Origin of the sequence: Rhodococcus sp. 06-418-5 (assembly GCF_002258285.1) — a bacterium.
Lineage (GTDB): Bacteria > Actinomycetota > Actinomycetes > Mycobacteriales > Mycobacteriaceae > Rhodococcoides.
This window is the reverse complement of the sequence record NZ_NOYE01000031.1, coordinates 325,027-345,472: the sequence shown is the minus strand read 5'-3', so window position 1 is coordinate 345,472 and position 20,446 is coordinate 325,027. Positions and strand designations below refer to the sequence as shown.

Sequence of the window (20,446 nt, the reverse complement as noted above, 5' to 3'; positions counted from 1 at the left end):
TTGAAATCTCCTCCGTACGGTTGCGTCATTAATAACCGAACATTCGGTTGTTTGGCAAGGTTTGCTGCCCACGGTGCTGTGGAATCGGGCACCGACTGAGAAGATGTGGCAATGACAACCGCACGCGCGCCGCGCAAGACCGGACAGCCAGGGCGGCCGGGATACGACCTGGACTCGCTCTTGGCAGTGGCGGTCAAGGTCTTCAACGACCGTGGATACGACGGCACCAGCATGGAAGTTCTGGCGAAGCGGCTCGGCATCACCAAGTCCTCGATCTATCACCATGTGTCCGGCAAGTCCGAGTTGCTCGAACTCGCGTTGTCGCGGGCTCTCAATGCGCTGTTCGCCGTGACGACCGAGGATCGGGCCACGACCGGGCGATACATCGACCGCCTCGAATACCTGGTGCGTCGCAGCGTGGACATCCTGTGTGCGGAGCTGCCCTACGTGACGCTGCTGCTGCGTGTGCGGGGCAACACCGACGTTGAGCGGCGGGCCCTCGCCCGTCGGCGCGAATTCGACTCGTTCGTCACCGGGCTCGTGGTGGCTGCGGCCGAGGAGGGCGACCTGCGTCCAGGGGTGGATCCCGCGCTGGCGTCCAAGCTCGTGTTCGGCACGGTCAACTCGCTGATCGAGTGGTATCGCCCGCGCACCGGCGGATCGGTCGAGGAATTGGCCGACGCCGTCGTGGCCCTGACCTTCGACGGCCTGCGCCGCACGTAGGGCGACAAGTCTTGACATCTCGGCGTCTGACGGCGATGGTAATTACCGACCGAACGTACGGTGAGATGGAGGCGTTGTGAGCAGACTTCTGGAAAGCTATGCCCAGGGCACGTGGTATTCCGCAACCGATGAGGGAGCGCCGCTGCTGAGCGCCGTCGACGGCAGCGAGATCGCTCGGGTGTCATCCAGCGGACTCGACGTCGCAGGCATGGTGGACTACGCCCGCACCGTCGGAGGGCCCGCGCTCGCAGCCCTGACGTTCCACGAGCGTGCAGCCCTGCTCAAGCAACTGGGCCTGACGCTGATGGCAGGCAAGGAGGAGTTCTACCAACTCTCCCGGCACACCGGCGCCACCACCCGCGATTCCGGTGTCGACATCGACGGCGGATTCGGAACCGTGCTGAGCTACGCGAGTAAGGCCCGACGCGAACTCCCCAACGAGACGGTCTATCTCGATGGCGCGATCGAGCAGCTCGGTAAGAAGGGCACCTTCCTCGGTCAGCACATCTACACCTCGAGGCGCGGCGTCGCCGTCCAGATCAATGCGTTCAATTTCCCAGTCTGGGGCTTCCTCGAGAAGCTGGCCCCCGCGTTCATCGCGGGCGTGCCGTCGATCGTCAAGCCTGCCAGCCAAACTGCGTACCTCACCGAGCTGGTGTTCCGCCGGATCATCGAGTCAGGGTTGCTGCCCGAGGGTTCGGTGCAGTTGCTTTGCGGCAGTGCCCGCGGTGTGCTCGACCACCTCGGCGGCCAGGACTCGGTGGCCTTCACCGGATCCGCCGATACCGCTGCGACCCTGCGTTCTCATCCCAACGTCGTGGGCGAGGGACTGCACTTCACGGCCGAGGCGGATTCCCTCAATGCTTCGATACTGGCATCCGATGTGGCACAGGACGATCCAGAGTTCGATCTCTTCGTCAAGGGTGTCTTCACCGAGATGACGTCCAAGGCCGGGCAGAAGTGCACAGCCATTCGCCGGGTGCTGGTTCCGCAGGACTCTGTCGAGCTCGTCATCGAGGCACTGAAGACCAAGCTGGAGAAGGTCGTCGTCGGTGATCCGGCCGACGAGGGGGTCACCATGGGTGCCCTCGCCAGCATCGATCAGCGAGACGAAGTCCTCAAATCCATTCGTGGACTGACCAAGTCCGCATCGGTGGTCTTCGGCGATCCCGACGCGGTGGATCAGCGAGCAGGCGCGTTCATGGCACCGGTGCTGCTGAAGGCCGGCGACAAGGCCGCGCCCGAACCGCACGAGATCGAGGCGTTCGGGCCGGTATCGACCGTCATCGGCTACGACGGCACCGCAGACCTGCTCGATCTCGTAGCCCGCGGAAAGGGCTCTCTGGTTGCATCTCTCGTGACCAAGGATTCTGCGATCGCGCGTGAGATCGTCCTGGGCAGCGCGCCGTACCACGGCCGCATCCTGGTCCTGAACTCCGAGGACGCCAAGGAATCGACCGGCCACGGATCGCCTCTGCCGGTCCTGGTGCACGGCGGACCCGGTCGCGCAGGCGGCGGTGAAGAACTCGGCGGTATCCGCGGCGTCCTGCACCACATGCAGCGCACTGCAATTCAGGGAACACCGGACGTCCTGACGGCCATCGGCAACAAGTGGGTCGCCGGGGCGAAGCAGACGACCGGCGACGTCCACCCGTTCCGTAAGAACCTCGGCGAGCTGACACTGGGCGACACCATCATCGGTGGACCACGGCAGGTCACCCGCGCTGATATCGATCATTTCGCCGAGTTCACCGGGGATACGTTCTACGCTCATACCGATCCTGAAGCGGCAGCCGCCAATCCGCTGTTCGGTGGAATCGTCGCGCACGGCTACCTGGTGGTCTCCCTGGCCGCCGGGCTGTTCGTCGACCCGGCCCCGGGCCCCGTCCTGGCCAACTTCGGCGTCGACAGCCTTCGCTTCCTGACGCCGGTCAAGGCCGAGGATTCGTTGACGGTCACGTTGACGGCCAAGCTCATCACACCGCGTCAGAGTGCCGATTACGGCGAGGTGCGTTGGGATGCAGTGGTTGTCAACCAGGACGGCGATCCCGTCGCGACCTACGACGTGCTGACCCTGGTCGCGAAGCCCGAGGTCGCATCATGAGCGTACGAGTAGCCGTCTGTTACGGGATGCCCGAGGACACTGCCGCATTCGATCGTCACTACGCCGAGGTGCACATGCCCCTCGCGCGGGCTGTCCCCGGTTTGGTCGACTTCACCTGGGGCACGCTCGACTCGCTCGACGATTCACCGCCGCCGTACTACGCGATCGCCGGCCTGTACTTCGCGGACGAGGCATCGCTGAAGACCGGCTTGGCCTCGCCCGAGATGAAGGCGGCAGGCAAGGATCTGCGCAACTTCGCGACCGGTGGCGTCACGATGTTCACCCAGAACGAGCGATCGGTGTTGCAGCCGTGACGGATTCGAAGATCGCTCGAGAGATGTTCGAGGTCGATGCCGCATCGCGCAAGCTCGGAATCGAGCTGATCGAGCTGTCACCCGGGCATGCCAGGATGTCGATGGTCGTCACCGAGGACATGGTCAACGGATACGCCATCACCCACGGCGGCTACGTGTTCTTGTTGGCGGACACCACGTTCGCGATGGCCTGCAACTCCCACGAGGACTCGGCCGTCGCAGCCCGCTGCGACATTCGTTACCTGCGTCCGACGAAGACCGGCGACGTCCTGGTCGCGGACGCCGTCGAGCGTGCGAGGTTCGGCCGCAACGGGCTGTACGACGTGTCGGTGTCGTGTCGAGGTGAGCTGGTCGCAGAGTTCCGAGGCGACAGTCGCACGATAGCGCGGTAGCGATCGAACCCGTGGAAGTACTGTGAGTCGGTGACCACTGCGGACCTCTCGGCGCTGGCAGACGCAACCGCCGCAGCTGTGGGCGGTGCCGTGTCGGTGATGGACCCGCAGGGCTACGTGGTCGCGTACTCGTCGGTTCCAGGGCAGCCGATCGACGACGTACGGCGCGACGGCATCCTGGGCAAACAGGTTCCGGCCCGATACATGGTGCATCACATCGATCCGGATTTCCGGCGTAGTTCGACGGTCCATGTGGTCGACGTGGCGGGAGCGTTGCCGCGTCTGGCAGTGGCGGTCTCGGCGGACGGGGAGTACCTCGGCTCCATCTGGTGCATCGTCTCCACACCTCCCTCCGGTCCACCCGATCGAGGTGTGGTGACCGCATTGACGCGCGCTGCGGCTGCCGCGGCACCGCTGCTCCTCGCTCGGCTCCGTCCGACCGGACCCGGTAACTCCAGGGCCCGTGCCTTGTTGACCGATCCCGCCGTCGTCACCTCGCCGGGTAGCCGATTCGCGGTTGTGGCGGCGACGGTCGACTCGGCGCAGCCCGGTTCCCTGTTGGTGCGGCTCGGGGGTCTGTTGGAGCTCTCGTTCGGCGGAGATGCGGATTCCGGTTTCATCGTCGATGGTCACGTCGTGTTCTTCGTCGTGGCGAGGGACGATGACCGCGGTGTCGCCGAGGAGGCCGAGGAGGTGCGGCACCGGGCACAGGGTGCATTCGGTGTTCCGGTGACCTTCGCGATCGGTGGGCCGCATGCCCGGCCCGCGGTGGCGCGTGCCCACGCGCACTGGACGCTGGGAGCGATCGAGACAGGTGCATACACCACGACATTCGCGCAGAGTCGGGTGCCGGTCACCCTGAAGAGGGCGTCCGATGCGCTCTCGGACGTGCCGCTGGCGATTCCGGCCGTAGAACGAATGCTCACCTACGACGCTGCCGAAGGGACCGACTACGGCGCGACGGTGCTGGCGCTACTCGCGCACGAATCCAACGTCGCCGCAGCGTCGGCATCGCTGTATCTGCACGCCAATACCTTTCGCTATCGGCTGCGGCGGACGAGGGAACTCTTCGATCTCGATCTCGATGACCCCGATACTCGATTGCTCGTGTGGATGTCGCTGCGGCTCAGGGCCGAGCGGACAGGACCTTCCCCGGATTGAGCAAGTAGTGCGGGTCGAGTAGTTCCTTGATGCCCCGCTGCAGTTCGGCTGCGACCGGGTCGAGTTCGGTTTCGAGGAGGTCCCGTTTGAGCAGCCCGACTCCGTGCTCGCCGGTGATGGTTCCGCCGAGTGAGAGAGCGAAGGCCGCGATCTCGTCGAACGCTCGGTGAGCCTTGGCCAACGATGCCGGATCGCTGGGGTCGACGATGACCGTCGGATGAATGTTTCCGTCACCGGCGTGGCCGACGACTCCGATGACGATGCCCAGCCGGTCCGCCACCCGACCCACCTCGTCGATCATCGTCGCAAGTTGTGAAATGGGTACGGACACATCGTCGACCAACGGTGAACCCAGGCGCTCCAGCGCGGGATAAGCCAGGCGACGGGCCTGGACGAGTTGTTCCGACTCGACCTCGTCCTCGGCGACTGCCACGTCGGTGGCACCGGATTCGGTGCACAGTGCGGCGATGGCCTCGAGTTCCTGCACGGCACCGTCGCCGATGTCGGACTGCGCGATCAGCACTGCCGCCGCGTCGGTTCCGAAGTCCATCCGTGCGTAGGCGTCGATCGCGGCAATGGTGGTGCGGTCCAACAGCTCGAACAGGCTCGGGGTGATACCTGCCGCACGGATCTGTGTGACGGCTTCGCCGGCGGCAACGGTCGACGGGAAGGTCGCGGCCATGGTCAGCGGAGTAGCGCTGGGGAAGTCGAGGCCGACGGTGACCTCGGTGATAATGCCGAGGGTTCCTTCCGATCCGACGAACAGGTCCGCGAGGGAGAGGCCCGCAACACCTTTGACGGTGCGGCGACCGACGAACGTCGCTCGGCCGTCGGCAAGCACCACGCGCAATCCCCGCACGAACCGAGCTGTCACGCCGTACTTCACGCAGCACAAGCCGCCCGCATTGGTGGCAACGTTGCCCCCGATCGTCGACGCCTCCCAACTGGACGGGTCGGGCAGGTACGTCAAACCCTGTTCACGGGCAGCGTCTTTCAGTTCCTTGTTCGTCACGCCGGGTTGCACGACGGCAACGCGGTCGACGACGTCCAGCTCGATGATCTCGTTCATGCGGCGAGTGTTGAGTGCTATGGCTCCGTGGCTGGAGTTCGCGGCGCCCGCCAGGCCGGTCAATGCTCCCTGAGGTACCACTGGAATGCGGTGTGTCGATGCAATTCTCATGATCGCCTGGACGTCGGACTCGGTGGTCGGTATTACCGCGACGAGCGGAAGTGTGGATTCGCAGAGGGCTGCCGCGTCGCGTCGATAGCTTTCGAGGATGTCCGGATCGGTCACCACCGCGTCGGAGCCGAGGGCCTGCGTGAGTTCGTCGAGGATCGGCGAGTCGAGCACGAGCCTCGACGAGGGTGCAGTCATGAGTCCGAGTATGACCCTCCGTCACTGGCGGCGTCTGCGTCGTTTCGGACCAACATCAGCGCGTTGATCGGTGGATTTCGACGAATGTGCAGGCACCCACGCTCGGCATCGTCCGTGCCACCTTGACAAACCATCGTGTCGGCGGTCACAGTGATTACCGACCGAATGGACGGTGAGTTATATCCGGTTTTCGGTCGCCGAGATTGTTCGTGTTCGATCCCTTTCACCCTGCCTCATGACACTCCGAATCGCCTTCAGTATCCGAGCGCCGGAGCCCGAACGAAACGAGACAAGTCGATGTCAACACAGGTCGAGACGCCCACCGGGGTGTCGCGCGAGCACCGCCGCGCCGCGATGGCCAGCATGGTCGGAACCACGGTCGAGTGGTACGACTTCTTCATCTACGCGCAGGCGGCGTCGCTGATCTTCGCCCAACTGTTCTTCGCGCCCATGGGCTCGTCCGGGCAGCTCGTCGCCTACGTCACCATCGGCATCAGCTTCGTCTTCCGGCCTCTCGGGGCCATCGTTGCGGGGTACTTCGGTGACAAGATCGGTCGCAAGAAGGTCCTCATCGCGACCCTCACCCTGATGGGTGCGGCGACCGTCGGTATGGGACTGCTGCCGACCTACGCGACCATCGGCATCTGGGCCCCGATCATCCTGATCGTGCTGCGCATCCTGCAGGGATTCTCCACCGGCGGCGAGTGGGGCGGCGCGGCGCTGATGGCCGTCGAACATGCCCCGAAGGGCAAGCGCGGAATCTACGGTGCCGCAACCCAGATGGGCGTTCCGCTCGGCATGCTCATCGCGGTGGGAACGTTGGCGTTGTGCACCGGCTTGCTCAGTGAGGAGCAGTTCGAGGCCTGGGGCTGGCGCATCCCGTTCCTGATCAGCTTCGTGCTCATCCTCGTCGGTTTCTACATCCGACGCCGCGTCGAGGAGACTCCGGTGTTCAAGGAGCTCGCAGAACGCAAGGAGCGCAACCACACTCCGGTTCGTGCACTGTGGCGCACCAACAAGAAGCAGGTCATGCTCGCTGCGCTGTCGTTCATCGGCACCAACGGAAACGGCTACATCATCGTCGGCGGTTTCATCGTGGCGTACTCGACGCGCGAACACGGACTCGCTCGCGTGGATGTGTTGGTGGCCAGCCTGTTCGCGGCCATCGTCTGGGGAGTGTTCACTCTGCTCGGCGCACATCTGTCCGATCGCTACGCCCGCACCACGATCATGAACCTCGGCAACGCGGCAATGGTGTTGTGCGCCATTCCATTCTTCCTTCTCGTCGACACCGGTGAGTTGCACTGGATCTACGTCGCCCTCGGGCTGTTCGCCGTCGGACTCGGACTGTCGTACGGACCGCAGCCGGCTCTGTACGCCGAGATGTTCCCTGCTGCTGTGCGTTTTAGTGGAGCATCCATCGGCTACGCGATCGGCACGGTGCTCGGTGGAGCTTTCGTTCCGACGATTTCCGAGGCACTGTTCAAGGGAACCGGCACCTCGATGTCGATCTCGATCTACCTGATGATCCTGGCGGCGATCTCCTTCGTGGCAACCTCGCGAATCAAGAACCGTCGAGACGAGGATTTGAACGTCTGACCCACCGATGACGACAGCCCCGCAACCAGCAGAGGTGCGGGGCTGTCGTCGTATATGTGGTCCATACGGTGTCCGCGCTCTCCAGGAGCTCAACGAACCTGTGGCGCAGCACCTTTGCCCCAGCGCTCCAGTGCGGAAATTGCGTCACGCAAGGCGATGCCTCTCTCGGTCAGCGCGTACGCCCGAGTGTTGTGCCGGAGGGGGAGACGAGTCAACACGCCTGCCGCTTCGAGTTCGCGTAGCCGGGTCGCGAGCATGTTCGTCGGAACTCCGAGGTCGCGCTGCAGATCTCCGTAGCGTTGCGGCCCATCGAGTAGCCGTTCCACGATGAGCAGCGCCCAACGAGCGCCGACTACGTCGAGGGCGTAGGCCAGGTCACTCATTCGGCCGAATCGGTATCCGGCTTCATCCAGAACGGCGAGTAGTGGTAGCCGTCCGGGTCGTCGAACTGGCGTTGGTACATGAAGGCGTAGTCATCGGTGTCTCCGATTCGTCCACCGGCAGCGCCGGCGCGCTCGGTCAATTCGTCGACCGCCTCTCGGCTACCGAGGTCGAACGAGACCGTGACCTTCGACGGGGTGTCGGGTCCGCCGATCAGCTCCTCGGTGCCGCCCACGCTCGCGTACATCTCGCGACTGCCGAGCATGACGTACTGCCCCGGTGTGATGGCGAAGCACGACACGTTGTGATCGGACATCTCGGTGTTCAGGGTCCAACCGAGCGCAGTGTAGAAGGCGGTCGCGCGTTCCACGCTCTCGACGGGGCAGGTGATGAACAGGCTCATGTCCCCGATGCTTGCAAAATGCAAGTGCGGCGTCAAGGCCCTAACACCCAGTTTTCGGCTGTGCGCGTGGAACGGCCTAGCCGAGAGCGCCATCGTTTTGCCGTTGGAGCGCTGTGGTTGCACGCTCGACCCGAACTGTGAACGGGCCGCTCGAATACTCGACACGTATGGAGTGTGCGTTTCAATCGGCTCGCTCGACGCCACTGCGTGTGAGGACCAGTCCGGTCCCCACGACGCCGATGATGGTGATCGCCAGCGCAATCGATGACCAGCCCTCGCTGTGCCAGTACACATCTTCGAGCGTGATGATCAATGCTGCTTCGTCGACGATCAGCGCCAGGGCCACCCCGAGTACCGCTCCCATCCACGACCGTGTCCGTGGCGAACGGTCCACGAGACCGAAGACGGCGACGGCTGCCAGCAACAGAATCCCCCACAGGTAGTGGTGCAGGTGCACTCCGCCGGCGCTGATGTCGCCGACATCGCTGGTGTCGATATGTATAAGCCAGGTGACCAGCCGGGCACCGCCGAAGGTGACGGTGAATGCCAACCACGCCAGCACGATTCCGCGGCGCGCCGGGTCGATCTGTCTCCAGCGGTAGGGAAATCCGAAGCGGGCGTGCTGGGTTGTCTCGGAGTCGTCGTCAACAGGTTCGTTCGGCATCACGGTCATTGTTCCGCATCGGCGCTAACGGTCCGGTACGCGCGTTCGTGCGTCTACAGACGGTCCGCACTCAGAGTTCCACAGCGACCGGTTGCGCCGGAGGCGACCGCTCGAAGACGTGTCGTGGCAGCGCGATCGCCTCGCGCGGTATCGTCGGTTCGGTGTCGAGTCGCCGGCACTCGTATCGACCTATCCGTCTGACTTCGGATCGGTTTTTCGACGAAGGCCAGGGCGACCTCGCGTGGCCGGGGAGGATTCTGCATGGCAGCACATCGCGACACCGAGACCGCGCATTCACCGTCCACCTCGTTCTCGGAATCGATAGGACTGGTCGTCACCATGCAGTTCGCACCCATCCGACGACTCGACGACAACGCCCTTGCCGGAGCCGAACTCCAACTACGAGGCCCTGCCGGTTCTGCACTGGACTCCGCTGACGCGCTGCGCCGCGCCGCGCACCTGATGCAACAGCGACCCCAATTCGATCTGCACAAGACCACACTTGCGAACACCGCACCTGCACGCACCCTCGCCGAACACCTGCCCCTGATCCTCACCGTCGACGCGCAGTCACGCCGCGCCCTCGACGACAGCGACCGCGAACGCACATCGACGATGCTCGAACGCGTCGTCGTCACCGTCGACGCCTCAGCCGTCCTCGCCGACCCCCACCAGGCCATGGCCGCAATAGCATCCGCGCGGACCGGTGGAAAGCTGATCGCACTCGACGGCGTCGGAGACCACCCCCACGCGACGACCCTTCTGCCGTTGATCGAGCCCGACATCGTCATCACCGCAGCGGACCTGCTCACCGAAACCGGACACGACGTCGGAACCACCACTCATGCCCTCGCCGCCTACGCCGAGCGCTCCCACGCAGTGATCGTCGCCGAAGGCGTCGACACCGAAGCCACCCGCCTGGCCGCGATCACCATCGGAGCCACATACGGAACGGGGCAACTGTTCCCGGCAGTCGAAGACCCTGCCGAACTCCTCGACGAGCGGGTTGTTCCTATGCCCGCCGACCCGGTCTGGACCACACCGACCACCGACTCGAGCACCCCCTACGCGATCGCCTCGGCACACGCCACCGCCCGGCGGGGAACGAAAAAGCTGTTGATTCAGATGAGCAAATCCCTCGAAGCGCACGCCGCAGCGTCCGGATCATCGATGATCGCACTCGGCACTTTTCAACGCGCACAACACTTCACACCCACCACCTCCGCTCGATGGCATCATCTCGCAGAAACCATCGGCTTCGCCGGTGTCTACGGCGTGGGCCTACCCGCCCTCGTCGACGGAAACGTTCGACATGCCCCACTCGACCCCGGCGACCCACTCGTCCAGGAATGGACCGTCATCACCCTCGGTCCACATCACGCGGCACTTCTGTCCGCACGTGACCGCCACGACAACGGCCCTGACCTCGACCGCACTTTCGACTTCGTGCAGACCTTCGACCGTGCCACCGTCACCCAAGCCGCCCGAGCGATTCTGCGGCGCTACCCGCACTGAACGACACGCATTCGCCGGCACGCGGGCCCCATGCACGCCCGGCGGACAGCATCCTCGGTTCCAGCGACCAATGCGCACCTATGCAGATTTCAGGGACGCAGCCGCGGAGAGCGCACCGCTGACCACCGCGGGCATCATGACCTGGATATGTGATTATCCACAGTGACTGCAGACCTTCTGTCGGGTTCGACCAGTGATATGTCACAGAGCTACGACAAATAACAGGTCTGCAGTACGTTTTAGGCTATTCCGCTGGTCCGTAGGGTTGTTTTCTGGACACAATAGGTTTGACGATTGTTCAGGAATCAACCATGCCCTCGATTTTGCCCCAGAAGGGCGTCGAGGGATCAGCCAGGAGTGCGCCCATGACTACCCCTCTCCTCCCCGACGTGCCCTCGGCACGCACCATCGAATACGTAGACCGTTCCCGCTCGGTTTGCAGTGTGCCGACGGACAGGACGGGCCTCGTCCGGGGGCGAGGGCTGGACTCCGTTCACCGGTCGACGCCTTGCGCGGACGGAGCCTTGACATTGACAGCCGCGACGCCGTCGGGCTCCCCGGAACTGTGGTCCCGCTACGTCGAAGGAGCATGGGAGTCGTATTCACGCCACGGTGTCACCGCGGCTCTCGACATGGAAGAAGTGGCTTCCGGCGCAACGACAGCACTGTTCTACGTGGTGTGCGATGAGGCAGGAGAGATGCTCGGCGGCGTTCGAGCCCAGGGGCCGTACGCGATGGTCGAGCAATCCCATGTCCTCACCGAGTGGAAGGACTCGCCCGGACTGGCACCGGTTACCGACCTGCTTCGGTCTCGACTTCCCCACGGAATCGTCGAAATGAAAAGCGCGTGGGTCGATGCGGGGGCCGCAGGGCGGACGGTGTCGAATGTCCTGGCTCGAACAGCGTTGCCGACGCTCGAATTGACCGGCAGCCGGTACCTGTTCGCCAGCGCGGCCGATCACGTCCTGCGTTTGTGGGAGAGTTCCGGTGGGCGGATCGACCACGGCATCCCCGCTGCCGCGTATCCGAGCGAGCAGTACCGGACCGTCATGATGTGGTGGGACCGAACTACCCTCGCGCAGGCCGCGCAGCCCGAGGTGTGGCGCTCGATGGTCGACGAGGTCCGCGCACTGTGTGGGGACGATCGGCACGTCCTGTTCGTGGCGTAGCGGCTCGCTACATCACTGGCGTCGACCATTTTCGTGTTGCCGACCCTGTAGGGTGCCCTGCCAGCTGATCGTCAAGGTCCCCGCGTGGCAGGCGCGGTCTCGGCCGTCGGTCTTGGCTCGGTAGAGCGCGGCATCAGCGGCGCGGACGACTGCATCGAGTACTTGATCGAGACCGCCCGATTCGGTCGAAGCGAAGCTTGTCGCGGGTGACGCACCGTCATCGGACGCGGCCGGTCGCACGTCCACAGTCACCGTTCCGATACTCACGGTCACCGTGCAGTCGGACCGGACTCGGTCGAGTATCCGCCGCGTGAGCTCGTGATCCTCTCGGTGTGTGGCGAGGATCAGGAACTCTTCGCCGCCGGTCCGGGCAACCACCGCATCCGATGCGCCGACCACCGCGTGCACCGCATTCGCCAGGGTAGCGGCAACCGCGGCGAGCGTTCGGTCGCCGGCTGTGTGACCGGCTGTGTCGTTGACGGCCTTGAAGTAGTCGACGTCGACTACGAGCGCAGACAACGGTTTCCCTCGCTCGCAGGCCTCGTGCACCAGGATCCCGGCGTTCGACAGCAGTCCGCGTCGATTGACCAGACCGGTCAGCGGATCCGTGTCGGCCAGTTGTTGCAGTTTCCGGTTGACCACCGACAGTGTTCGGCGCAGGCCACCGATGAGCGCGACCGGCACCAGCACCGTGGTCACGGCGGCACCGATAGCGACCGCAGTCACCGCCCACCCGGAAGACCCCACACTGATCACCGACAGTGCCGTGGCCATCACCACCGAGACCGCGGACAGGCCGGCAGTCACACGTGGTGGTGAGCTCGATGCGGCGATGGCCGGAACGATGGCCAACATCGAGGTGACCGCACGCGTTCCTGCCGGATCCGCGATCAGGTAGGCACTGATCGCGACTCCGGTCATACCCCCGAAACCCAGGACCGCGAATTGGCGTTCGCTCAACCGCCCCACCCTGGCGGCGAAAAGCACGGTGACTGCAGTAAACGTCAGCACGGCGATGAGAACCGGAAGTGCGTTCGGCCGTAGGAATGTCGGTGACAGCAGCGCAATGGCCAACAGCGGCACCGCACCGGTGGCGCTCGCGATGACTGCGGCCGTGCGGGTGTCGAGCCGTGATCGCCAGAAGTTCGTGCGCCGACGAGGCGACTGGTCGATCACGTTCATCGAATGATTCCTCGGATCAGGGTTGGGCGAACCCCACAAACAGTATCTGTCGGAGCTCCTCGCCGGTGGTGCGCCCGCTCACACGTTTGCAGGACCGGCGGCAGGGTCGAGGCCGGTGCGTACCAACCCATCCAGATCGATCCGCCGCCGACCTGAAGGGAGTGGTTCGCCGCGGCCGAATGCCCTCACGGCAGCGGTTACAGCGGCACCCCCGAGTGCGACGTCTCCGCCGAGCTGGGGCCACGTCGAGAGCGTGCGCCCGATCTCCGGCACCGACGCAATCATTCGAGGGGTCAGCTTGCTCGGTTCGAGCAACGTCGCTGCAATTGTGCTCTTCTGCTCGATGGTCATGTCGGCCAGATCCGCGGTGTCCATTTCGGCGAGCAGTCCGTGAAACACCGGTCGGTCGGGTTCGAGATCGAAGCGTTCGATATCGAGGACGCCTCCGTCGCTGGTCTCCATCACCACAGGAATACCTCGGGCGCGGGCGTGGTGGCGGACCAGCAATTTGGTGTCGATCGAGTCGCATTCCTCGACGACGAGATCGAGTCCGTCGAGAAAGCCACCGAGCGTCTCGGCCGTCACACCGTTCGCGAAGACCTGCACATTCAGATAGGGGTCGAGCTCGGAAATTCGACGGGCTGCCACGACCGCTTTGTTCACGCCCAGATCGAGCACCGAAGTCGGGACGCGGTTGAGATTCGACAGATCGAGCTCGTCGAAGTCGGCCAGACGCAACTCCCCGCACAATCCCTCCAGTGCGAGGGTATGCGCGACGGCATGACCGACACTCAGCCCGACGATTCCCACCCGCAGACCTCTGAACCGGGCTTGCTCTTCGGTGGTGATCTTGTTTCTGTTGCGGTCCAGTCGCAGCCGATCGAAGCCGCGTGGACCGAGGACCCGCACCAGTGAGCGCCGCCATGGGTAGTACACCCACCGTGGCTCTTCCGCGAGGTCGCCGGCGATCGCGGGAAGTAGCCCACGAAGCGAGGCCAACTGGTCGGGTGTCGTGTCGACGACGCCGATGGCGGGATCGTCGATCAGACCACGGACGATCGAGTCGTGTTCGTGCTCGGACGGATCGAACACTCTGTGCTCTGACATTGCTGAGTCTCCGCATCTTTCGGATGATTGTCGCCGACGGGCGGCACTGATCACGTCCCACAGCCGGACGCGACACCAGGCTGGTTCACGTTACTGAACAACGGGCGGCAATCATTGCCAGGCTGCGGATCGCTTGATAAGAACTAATCAGACGCCGTCCATCCGCTGTGGTGAAGCCCGCGTACGGACAACGCGCCCGCGTGCCGCGGCACAGGGAACGAAAGTCTCTGTGTACGTGCAGCGGTGGTACCGAGAACGTGGGGTGAGAATTGGGCGTCGACAGGGGCTTCGACGAGCGTTTCAGCTCACTGACCTCGATCTTTCAGCCGATCGTCGACTCGAGGACCGGGCTGGTCGTCGCGCACGAGGCACTCACCCGGTGGCCGGCGTTTCCGGACACCTCGCCCGAACAGATCTTCGACATCGCTCGGACCATGGGGATGGTCGACGAGCTGGACCGCAGATGCATAGCGTCGGCAGTCACCACAGCGGCACAGTTCACCCCTGCAGACCACGCGCCGCGTACGTTGTTCGTCAACATCGAAGCCGAAGCGATGTCCTCCGAGAACTCGTCGGCCTCGGTCCGCCGCCTCAGCCAGTTGCTCCGCGCAGGCGGCTCCCAGGTTCGGCCGGTTGCGGAATTCCCCGAACGCTCCCTGCTCACCGACCCTGCACGCCTGCTCAGATCGGCGGACCGACTCCGACGTGACGGAGTCACCATCGCTCTCGACGACGTCGGTGCCGACCCCGACTCTCTGGTACTGCTGCCCCTTCTGGCACCGGAAGTGATCAAACTCGACAGATCGTTGCTCGACGACGACCTCCCCGGCGACAAGCTCGCCACCTTGCTCGCCGCGCTCGCATACTCGAGCCGGTTCGAGGTGACACTCATCGCCGAAGGAATCGAAACCGAGAGACAGAAGGACAAAGCCTTGGCGTGGGGTGCCGACTACGGGCAAGGGTTTCATCTCGGCCGTCCCGGCCCCCTCGATGCATCCCCGACCTCCTCCTTCCCTGTGCAGCCACGCCCTCCTGTGACGAGACCGTTGACGGACATTCTCGACGACCGCGCCACCGACACGACGTCGATCTCGCTCCTCACGTCCATCTCCGACCATTTGCTCGACTTCGCGATGACGACCACCGAGACTCTGACGATCGTTGTCGCGTTCCGCGAACCGGAATTGTGCAGCGCAGACATGGCGCGCAAACTGCAGCGTCTGGCGCGCCGACACCCGTACGTCAAAGCGCTCGACGCACCGCGCGCACTGTTCACTGCCACCGATGGGGTGCGCCACGCCGACCTGGTTCAACCCTCGGAAAGAATCGGTGCCATCGCCGTCATCGGCCAACGGTTCTACTGCGCCCTGGTCGCCGCCCCGCTCGACCCCGATGCTCCAGCGTCGCCGTCGAACGAGTGGAGGTATTTCTTCAGCACCGATCCGGCCCAGGTCTGCGACTCTGCGCGCACACTGATCGTGCACAGTTCGAGCCCCACCCGACCCGGGCCCGACCTGACATCGGGTCGACCATGACGAAACCTGTTCCGGCAGCGGTCAACTGTGCGCGTGCAGCGGACGTCCCGAGAGTGTCATCATCGCCTCACCGAGTGCCTCGTTCTGCGTGGGGTGAGCATGCACGAAACTCCCGACTTCTGATGGCAGTGCTTCCCATGCCACGGCGAGTTGTGCCTCGCCGATCAGCTCGCCCACGCGGTCGCCGACGAGGTGAACACCGACAACCGGGCCGTCGTCACGGGCTCGAATCACTTTGACTCCGCCGGCGGTGGACAGGATGCGGCTCTTGCCGTTGCCGCCGAGGTCGTAGACAACGGAGGTCACTGTGCCGTATTTCTGCTCCGCGGCCTTTTCGGTGAGTCCCACCGATGCGACCTCCGGGTGTGAATAGGTCACGCGCGGAATGAGATCGCCGTCGATGCGTGCCGGTGCGAGGCCGGCGATGTGCTCGGCGACGAACATGCCGTGCTGAAATCCGCGGTGTGCCAACTGATATCCCGCCACGATGTCGCCGACGGCATAGACGCCGTCCACGGTGGTGAGCAGATTGTCGTCGACGCTTACGAAGCCGCGTTCGGTGGCGATGCCCTGCTCGATCAGGCCGAGGCCGTCGGTGCGGGGTCCGCGTCCGACGGACACCAGGACGAGGTCGGCCGAGAGGGTGTCCCCGGACGACAGTGACACAGAGACTGCGTCGGGAGATTCGGTGACGGACTCGACCTTGGTGCCGATACGAATGTCGATGCCGCGCTTGCGTAATGCCTTGGTCAACTGCTTCGAGGACCATTCGTCTTCGCCCGGCACGATGCGATCGAGCGCCTCGACGACGGTGACCTGGGCACCGAACGATGCCCAGATACTGGCGAATTCGATACCGATCACACCGCCGCCGAGCACGACGACCGACTCCGGTACCCGATCGAGTGCCATCGCCCCGTCACTCGTGAGCACGCGAGGCCCCAGTTCGATACCGGGGATGGTGCGTGAATACGACCCGGTGGCGAGAACCAGCGAGCCCCCGGTGATGCGTCGACCGTCGACCTCGACGGTGCGAGGACCGACCATCTGGCCACGACCGGAGACGATCTCGATACCGGGACGCTTCAGCAATCCCTGCAGACCTGCGTACAGGCCGGCGACCACGCTGCGCTGATAGCCCAGAGCCGCGGGCATGTCCACACCAGTGAACGATGCCGTGACGCCGACATGCGCCGAACCGCGCACTGCATCGGCAACCTCGGCGGTGTGCAGCAGCGCCTTGGTGGGGATGCATCCGCGATGCAGGCAGGTACCGCCGAGCTTGTCTTCCTCGACCAGCGCGACCGAGAGGCCGAGTTGTTCGGCACGCAGGGCGCACGAATAGCCGCCCGACCCTCCACCAAGAATGAGAACGTCCACGTCGCTCATCGGACGGATCCCAATGCCACGACGGGGTTCTCGACAAAATCGGCCACGGTGCGCAGGAACCCGCCTGCCACTCCGCCGTCGCACACGCGGTGATCGAACGCCAACGACAACTGCGCGGCCTTGCGGACGGCCAATTGGCCGTCGACCACCCAGGGACGGTCGATGATGCGGCCGATGCCCAGGATCGCGGCCTCGGGGTGGTTGATGATCGCGGCCGAGCCGTCGACCCCGAACACTCCGTAGTTGTTGAGGGTGAACGTTCCGCCGCTCAGCCGGGCTGCGGGCAGTGAGCCGGTTCGCGCGAGTTCGGTCAGCTCGGCCAGCCGTTCGGACAGTTCCTTCAGGTCGGCCTTGTCGGCCTGGGGCACAACGGGAACCATCAGTCCACGGTCGGTCTGCGCGGCGATGCCGAGTCCGACATTCTCGTAACGCAGGATCTCGCCTGCAGCGGTATCGACCGTGCTGTTGAGCTCCGGGAACTTGGCCAGCGCGATCATCGTGAGCTTCGCGAGGACCGCCAGCAGCGTCACCTTGACGCCGTCGATGGAGGCATCGAGGTCGCGCCGGGCCTGCATCAGAGCCGTCGCGTCGACGTCGACCCACACCGTGGCCTCGGGAATCTCCGCACGACTGCGAGAGAGCTTGTCTGCGATTGTCTTACGAATACCGGTGATCGGGATTCGCGTGACGCCCTCGGCACTGGGAGTGCTCGAGGTCAGTGCCCGCTCCACATCCGCGCGGGTGATGACTCCATGGCCGCCGGCAGTATCGATACTCGCTAGATCGAGCCCACCTTGCAACGCCATGCTCCGAACGATGGGGGAGAGCACCTTCGGCGCATGTGAGTGGAAATTCGTAGCCTGGGTCGAGTTTCCGCTCACCTGCGGCGCAGCCGCTCTCTGCTGCGGCGGAGCCGCACTCCGCTTGCGACGACCGGTCGGGCCGTGTCCTGTGCCGTAGCCGATGAGCACATTGCCCGAGCCTGCGCGTTCTTCCTCGCGGTACCGCTCATGGGCGGCAGGCGTATCGGCGATAGCGCCGCCGGTGATGCTGATCAGCGGCGCGCCGACGGCCAGTGAAGTGCCCTCGGCCGCATGCAGTTCGCCGACCACACCCTCGAAGGGACACGGCACCTCGACGGACGCTTTTGCAGTTTCGACCTCGACGACGACCTGATCGATGGTGACGGTATCGCCGGGCTTGACCTTCCACTCGACGATCTCGGCCTCGGTCAGTCCCTCACCGAGATCGGGGAGCAGGAACACCTGCATGCTCATACCGTGACCGCCTTGCTGAGATCGGGAGCATCGTTCCACTGCAGCCGGTCCATCGCGTCGAGTACGCGGTCTGCGGACGGCAGGTGGAAGTGCTCGAGTTTCGGTGCCGGGTAGGGAATATCGAGTCCGGCAACGCGGAGTACAGGGGCGTGCAGGTGATGGAAGCAGCGCTCGGATACGCGTGAGGCGATCTCGGCAGCGACGCCGGCGAAGCCCTGCGCCTCCTGAATCACGATGCAGCGTCCGGTCTTACGAACCGAGGCCGCGACGGTCTCGTCGTCGAACGGATTGAGCGATCGCAGATCGATCACCTCGACGCTCCGGCCGTCCTCGGCCGCGAATTCCGCGGCCTGCATGGCGACCGACACGGTGGGTCCGTAGGCGAGAAGCGTGACGTCGGTACCGCCTCTGCGTACGACCGCCGTGCCGATCGGCTCGGTGTTTCCCAATTCGATGTCGTCCTTGGAGAAGTACAGCCGCTTCGGTTCGAGAAAGATCACCGGATCGGGATCCGCGATGGCGTCACGCATCAGTGAGTACGCGTCGGCTACGGTGGACGGGGAGACGACCTTCAGCCCCGGGGTGTGGGCGTAGTAGGCCTCGGACGAGTCGCAGTGGTGCTCGACGCCGCCGATGCCGCCCGCGAACGGGATGCGAATGACCATCGGGGCGGTGAGCGAGCCACGAGTTCTGTTGCGCAGCTTGGCCACATGGGAGACGATCTGCTCGAATGCCGGGTAGGCGAACGCGTCGAACTGCATCTCGACGACGGGCTTGTAGCCCGACACCGCCATTCCGATCGCGAATCCGACGATGCCCGACTCGGCGAGCGGGGTGTCGAAGCAGCGGTCGTCGCCGAAGTCGCGGGTCAGTCCGTCGGTGACGCGAAAGACGCCGCCGAGTGTGCCGACGTCCTCGCCGAAAACAACGACCTTTTCGTCCTCGGTCAACGCGTCGCGCAGGGCGGCGTTGAGGGCTCCGGCCATGGTGATCGTGGTCATGACAGTTCTCCTGCTGCGATTTCGGCGGCGACCTGATTGCGCTGGTCGGTCAGGCCGGGGGTGGGGGAGGAGTAGACGAACCGGAACAGATCGTCGGGGTCGACGTCCTGCTCGACGTTCATGCCGGCGCGAAGTGCTGCGGCGTCGGCGTCGGCGGATACCGTCATCTGCTCGCGGAGCTCGTCGGTGAGGATTCCTCGGCCTTCGAGGTAGGAATCCAAGCGCGAGAGCGGATCTCGGGCCAACCATCCTTCGACCTCGTCGGCCTTGCGGTAGCGGGTGGCGTCGTCGGCATTGGTGTGGGCGTCCATGCGGTAGGTGTGCGCCTCGACGACCACCGGTCCTTTGCCCGCGCGGACGTACTTCACTGCCTCGTCCATGACGGCCATCATCGCGACGGGGTCGTTGCCGTCGACCTGTTCGCTACCGATGCCGTAGCCGACGCCCTTGTGCGACAACGACGGAGCCGCGCTCTGACGCGCGAGCGGAACGCTGATCGCAAAACCATTGTTCTGGACCAGGAAGATGACCGGGGCCCGGAAGACGGCGGCGAAGTTCAGGGCCTCGTGGAAGTCGCCCTCGCTGGTTGCGCCGTCTCCGCAGAACGCCAGCGCGATGGTGTCTCGTCCCTGCTTGGCCTCGGCGTACGCGAAACCGGTCGCGTGCAGCAATTGTGTTGCCAGCGGTGTGCATTGGGGAGCGACCTTGTAGGCGGCCGGGTCGTAACCACAGTGCCAGTAACCGGCGAGCATACCGAGCAACTCCACCTGGTCGACGCCTCGCGCCGCGAGAGCCATCGAGTCCCGGTATGTCGGGAACATCCAGTCCTGCTCACCCAGGCAGAGGGCTGCGGCGATCTGGCAGGCTTCCTGTCCACGCGAGGAGGGATAGACCGCGAGCCGGCCCTGCTTGGTCAATGCCGTTGCCTGCTGGTCGAATCGGCGGCCGTGCACCATCGAGCGATACATCTCCAGCAGCCGTTCGTCGGACGGGCGCGCATACCGTGCGGCGCTGTCGACGCCTGTCCCGTCGGGTGCGAGATACTGCACGGGACGGTCGGCGGGCATGAACTGTTGATAGGACGTTGCCGGAACCTTCTCGACGGTCGTCATGGCGCACTCTCCTGAAATCGGCTTGTACGGCGATTCTGGCCGA

The 20,446-nt window shown here is 64.6% G+C and carries 19 protein-coding genes; 9 read left to right on the top strand and 10 right to left on the bottom strand.

Going from position 1 to position 20,446, the window contains the following annotated elements:
- The first annotated feature begins 111 nt into the window (after positions 1-111).
- From CH274_RS22995 to CH274_RS22975, 5 genes are all read left to right on the top strand, one after another.
- Positions 112-723, top strand: coding sequence for a TetR/AcrR family transcriptional regulator (locus CH274_RS22995; protein WP_032380646.1), 612 nt, complete (start codon positions 112-114; stop codon positions 721-723).
- A 76-nt stretch (positions 724-799) separates the two neighbouring features.
- The gene (gene paaZ / locus CH274_RS22990; RefSeq protein WP_094659025.1) at positions 800-2,827 is read left to right on the top strand and encodes a phenylacetic acid degradation bifunctional protein PaaZ; all 2,028 of its coding nucleotides are present in this window, start codon (positions 800-802) and stop codon (positions 2,825-2,827) included.
- Positions 2,824-3,141 (top strand): EthD family reductase, encoded by a 318-nt coding sequence (locus CH274_RS22985; protein WP_094659024.1) that lies wholly within the window; start codon positions 2,824-2,826, stop codon positions 3,139-3,141. Before paaZ ends, CH274_RS22985 begins: the two co-directional genes overlap by 4 nt.
- A 23-nt stretch (positions 3,142-3,164) precedes the next feature.
- Positions 3,165-3,533 carry a hydroxyphenylacetyl-CoA thioesterase PaaI gene (paaI, locus tag CH274_RS22980; protein ID WP_082074055.1) on the top strand — a complete coding sequence of 123 codons (369 nt, stop codon included), beginning with the start codon at positions 3,165-3,167 and terminating at the stop codon, positions 3,531-3,533.
- Positions 3,534-3,563: 30 nt separating this feature from the next.
- The gene (locus tag CH274_RS22975; protein ID WP_094646547.1) at positions 3,564-4,694 is read left to right on the top strand and encodes a helix-turn-helix domain-containing protein; all 1,131 of its coding nucleotides are present in this window, start codon (positions 3,564-3,566) and stop codon (positions 4,692-4,694) included.
- On the opposite strand, the gene CH274_RS22970 is transcribed toward CH274_RS22975, so the two are convergent.
- Positions 4,660-6,069, bottom strand: coding sequence for an FAD-binding oxidoreductase (locus tag CH274_RS22970; protein WP_094646548.1), 1,410 nt, complete (start codon positions 6,067-6,069; stop codon positions 4,660-4,662). The two genes, CH274_RS22975 and CH274_RS22970, sit on opposite strands and share 35 nt — an antisense overlap.
- Before the next feature lie 297 nt (positions 6,070-6,366).
- Between CH274_RS22970 and CH274_RS22965 the strand changes: the two genes are divergently transcribed.
- On the top strand, positions 6,367-7,668 hold the full coding sequence (locus CH274_RS22965) for an MFS transporter (protein WP_068054534.1): 1,302 nt from the start codon (positions 6,367-6,369) through the stop codon (positions 7,666-7,668).
- An 89-nt stretch (positions 7,669-7,757) separates the two neighbouring features.
- Here CH274_RS22965 and CH274_RS22960 read toward each other — a convergent pair whose 3' ends face one another.
- The 3 genes from CH274_RS22960 to CH274_RS22950 form a co-directional block, all read right to left on the bottom strand.
- Positions 7,758-8,051, bottom strand: coding sequence for a winged helix-turn-helix transcriptional regulator (locus CH274_RS22960; RefSeq protein WP_094659023.1), 294 nt, complete (start codon positions 8,049-8,051; stop codon positions 7,758-7,760).
- Positions 8,048-8,452 carry a VOC family protein gene (locus CH274_RS22955; RefSeq protein ID WP_045198199.1) on the bottom strand — a complete coding sequence of 135 codons (405 nt, stop codon included), beginning with the start codon at positions 8,450-8,452 and terminating at the stop codon, positions 8,048-8,050. The genes CH274_RS22960 and CH274_RS22955 overlap by 4 nt, the downstream gene beginning before the upstream one ends.
- Positions 8,453-8,633: 181 nt before the next feature.
- Positions 8,634-9,116 (bottom strand): hypothetical protein, encoded by a 483-nt coding sequence (locus CH274_RS22950; protein WP_094659160.1) that lies wholly within the window; start codon positions 9,114-9,116, stop codon positions 8,634-8,636.
- A 261-nt stretch (positions 9,117-9,377) separates the two neighbouring features.
- On the opposite strand from CH274_RS22950, the gene CH274_RS22940 reads away from it, so the two are divergent.
- Both CH274_RS22940 and CH274_RS22935 read left to right on the top strand, forming a co-directional pair.
- Positions 9,378-10,631 carry an EAL domain-containing protein gene (locus CH274_RS22940; RefSeq protein ID WP_306436612.1) on the top strand — a complete coding sequence of 418 codons (1,254 nt, stop codon included), beginning with the start codon at positions 9,378-9,380 and terminating at the stop codon, positions 10,629-10,631.
- 524 nt (positions 10,632-11,155) lie between these two features.
- Positions 11,156-11,800 carry a hypothetical protein gene (locus CH274_RS22935; RefSeq protein WP_052049556.1) on the top strand — a complete coding sequence of 215 codons (645 nt, stop codon included), beginning with the start codon at positions 11,156-11,158 and terminating at the stop codon, positions 11,798-11,800.
- A 12-nt stretch (positions 11,801-11,812) separates the two neighbouring features.
- Here CH274_RS22935 and CH274_RS22930 read toward each other — a convergent pair whose 3' ends face one another.
- The gene (locus tag CH274_RS22930) at positions 11,813-12,982 is read right to left on the bottom strand and encodes a GGDEF domain-containing protein (RefSeq protein WP_094646555.1); all 1,170 of its coding nucleotides are present in this window, start codon (positions 12,980-12,982) and stop codon (positions 11,813-11,815) included.
- Between the two features lie 78 nt (positions 12,983-13,060).
- Positions 13,061-14,089 (bottom strand): Rv1355c family protein, encoded by a 1,029-nt coding sequence (locus tag CH274_RS22925; RefSeq protein ID WP_094659021.1) that lies wholly within the window; start codon positions 14,087-14,089, stop codon positions 13,061-13,063.
- Positions 14,090-14,358: 269 nt separating this feature from the next.
- On the opposite strand from CH274_RS22925, the gene CH274_RS22920 reads away from it, so the two are divergent.
- Positions 14,359-15,624, top strand: coding sequence for an EAL domain-containing protein (locus CH274_RS22920; protein WP_094659020.1), 1,266 nt, complete (start codon positions 14,359-14,361; stop codon positions 15,622-15,624).
- A 21-nt stretch (positions 15,625-15,645) separates the two neighbouring features.
- Here CH274_RS22920 and lpdA read toward each other — a convergent pair whose 3' ends face one another.
- From lpdA to CH274_RS22900, 4 genes are read right to left on the bottom strand one after another with little or no spacing between them, the layout of a single operon-like run.
- The gene (gene lpdA / locus CH274_RS22915) at positions 15,646-17,013 is read right to left on the bottom strand and encodes a dihydrolipoyl dehydrogenase (protein ID WP_094659019.1); all 1,368 of its coding nucleotides are present in this window, start codon (positions 17,011-17,013) and stop codon (positions 15,646-15,648) included.
- Entirely contained in the window at positions 17,010-18,290 is a 1,281-nt protein-coding gene (locus CH274_RS22910) for a dihydrolipoamide acetyltransferase family protein (protein WP_094659018.1), read from the bottom strand. Before CH274_RS22910 ends, lpdA begins: the two co-directional genes overlap by 4 nt.
- Positions 18,287-19,291: an alpha-ketoacid dehydrogenase subunit beta gene (locus CH274_RS22905; protein WP_094659017.1), complete on the bottom strand. Its 1,005-nt coding sequence runs from the start codon at positions 19,289-19,291 to the stop codon at positions 18,287-18,289. Before CH274_RS22905 ends, CH274_RS22910 begins: the two co-directional genes overlap by 4 nt.
- Positions 19,288-20,403 (bottom strand): thiamine pyrophosphate-dependent dehydrogenase E1 component subunit alpha, encoded by a 1,116-nt coding sequence (locus CH274_RS22900; RefSeq protein WP_094659016.1) that lies wholly within the window; start codon positions 20,401-20,403, stop codon positions 19,288-19,290. Before CH274_RS22900 ends, CH274_RS22905 begins: the two co-directional genes overlap by 4 nt.
- Between the last annotated feature and the right edge of the window lie 43 nt (positions 20,404-20,446).

What these genes read in the sequence shown, in the direction of transcription:
- CH274_RS22910 (WP_094659018.1), bottom strand. Translation starts at nt 18,290, where the DNA reads ATGAGCATGCAGGTGTTCCTGCTCCCCGATCTCGGTGAGGGACTGACC.
- CH274_RS22905 (WP_094659017.1), bottom strand. Translation starts at nt 19,291, where the DNA reads ATGACCACGATCACCATGGCCGGAGCCCTCAACGCCGCCCTGCGCGAC.
- CH274_RS22995 (WP_032380646.1), top strand. Translation starts at nt 112, where the DNA reads ATGACAACCGCACGCGCGCCGCGCAAGACCGGACAGCCAGGGCGGCCG.
- CH274_RS22900 (WP_094659016.1), bottom strand. Translation starts at nt 20,403, where the DNA reads ATGACGACCGTCGAGAAGGTTCCGGCAACGTCCTATCAACAGTTCATG.
- CH274_RS22985 (WP_094659024.1), top strand. Translation starts at nt 2,824, where the DNA reads ATGAGCGTACGAGTAGCCGTCTGTTACGGGATGCCCGAGGACACTGCC.
- CH274_RS22950 (WP_094659160.1), bottom strand. Translation starts at nt 9,116, where the DNA reads ATGCCGAACGAACCTGTTGACGACGACTCCGAGACAACCCAGCACGCC.
- paaI (WP_082074055.1), top strand. Translation starts at nt 3,165, where the DNA reads ATGTTCGAGGTCGATGCCGCATCGCGCAAGCTCGGAATCGAGCTGATC.
- CH274_RS22960 (WP_094659023.1), bottom strand. Translation starts at nt 8,051, where the DNA reads ATGAGTGACCTGGCCTACGCCCTCGACGTAGTCGGCGCTCGTTGGGCG.
- CH274_RS22970 (WP_094646548.1), bottom strand. Translation starts at nt 6,069, where the DNA reads ATGACTGCACCCTCGTCGAGGCTCGTGCTCGACTCGCCGATCCTCGAC.
- CH274_RS22940 (WP_306436612.1), top strand. Translation starts at nt 9,378, where the DNA reads ATGGCAGCACATCGCGACACCGAGACCGCGCATTCACCGTCCACCTCG.
- lpdA (WP_094659019.1), bottom strand. Translation starts at nt 17,013, where the DNA reads ATGAGCGACGTGGACGTTCTCATTCTTGGTGGAGGGTCGGGCGGCTAT.
- CH274_RS22925 (WP_094659021.1), bottom strand. Translation starts at nt 14,089, where the DNA reads ATGTCAGAGCACAGAGTGTTCGATCCGTCCGAGCACGAACACGACTCG.
- CH274_RS22965 (WP_068054534.1), top strand. Translation starts at nt 6,367, where the DNA reads ATGTCAACACAGGTCGAGACGCCCACCGGGGTGTCGCGCGAGCACCGC.
- CH274_RS22930 (WP_094646555.1), bottom strand. Translation starts at nt 12,982, where the DNA reads ATGAACGTGATCGACCAGTCGCCTCGTCGGCGCACGAACTTCTGGCGA.
- CH274_RS22955 (WP_045198199.1), bottom strand. Translation starts at nt 8,452, where the DNA reads ATGAGCCTGTTCATCACCTGCCCCGTCGAGAGCGTGGAACGCGCGACC.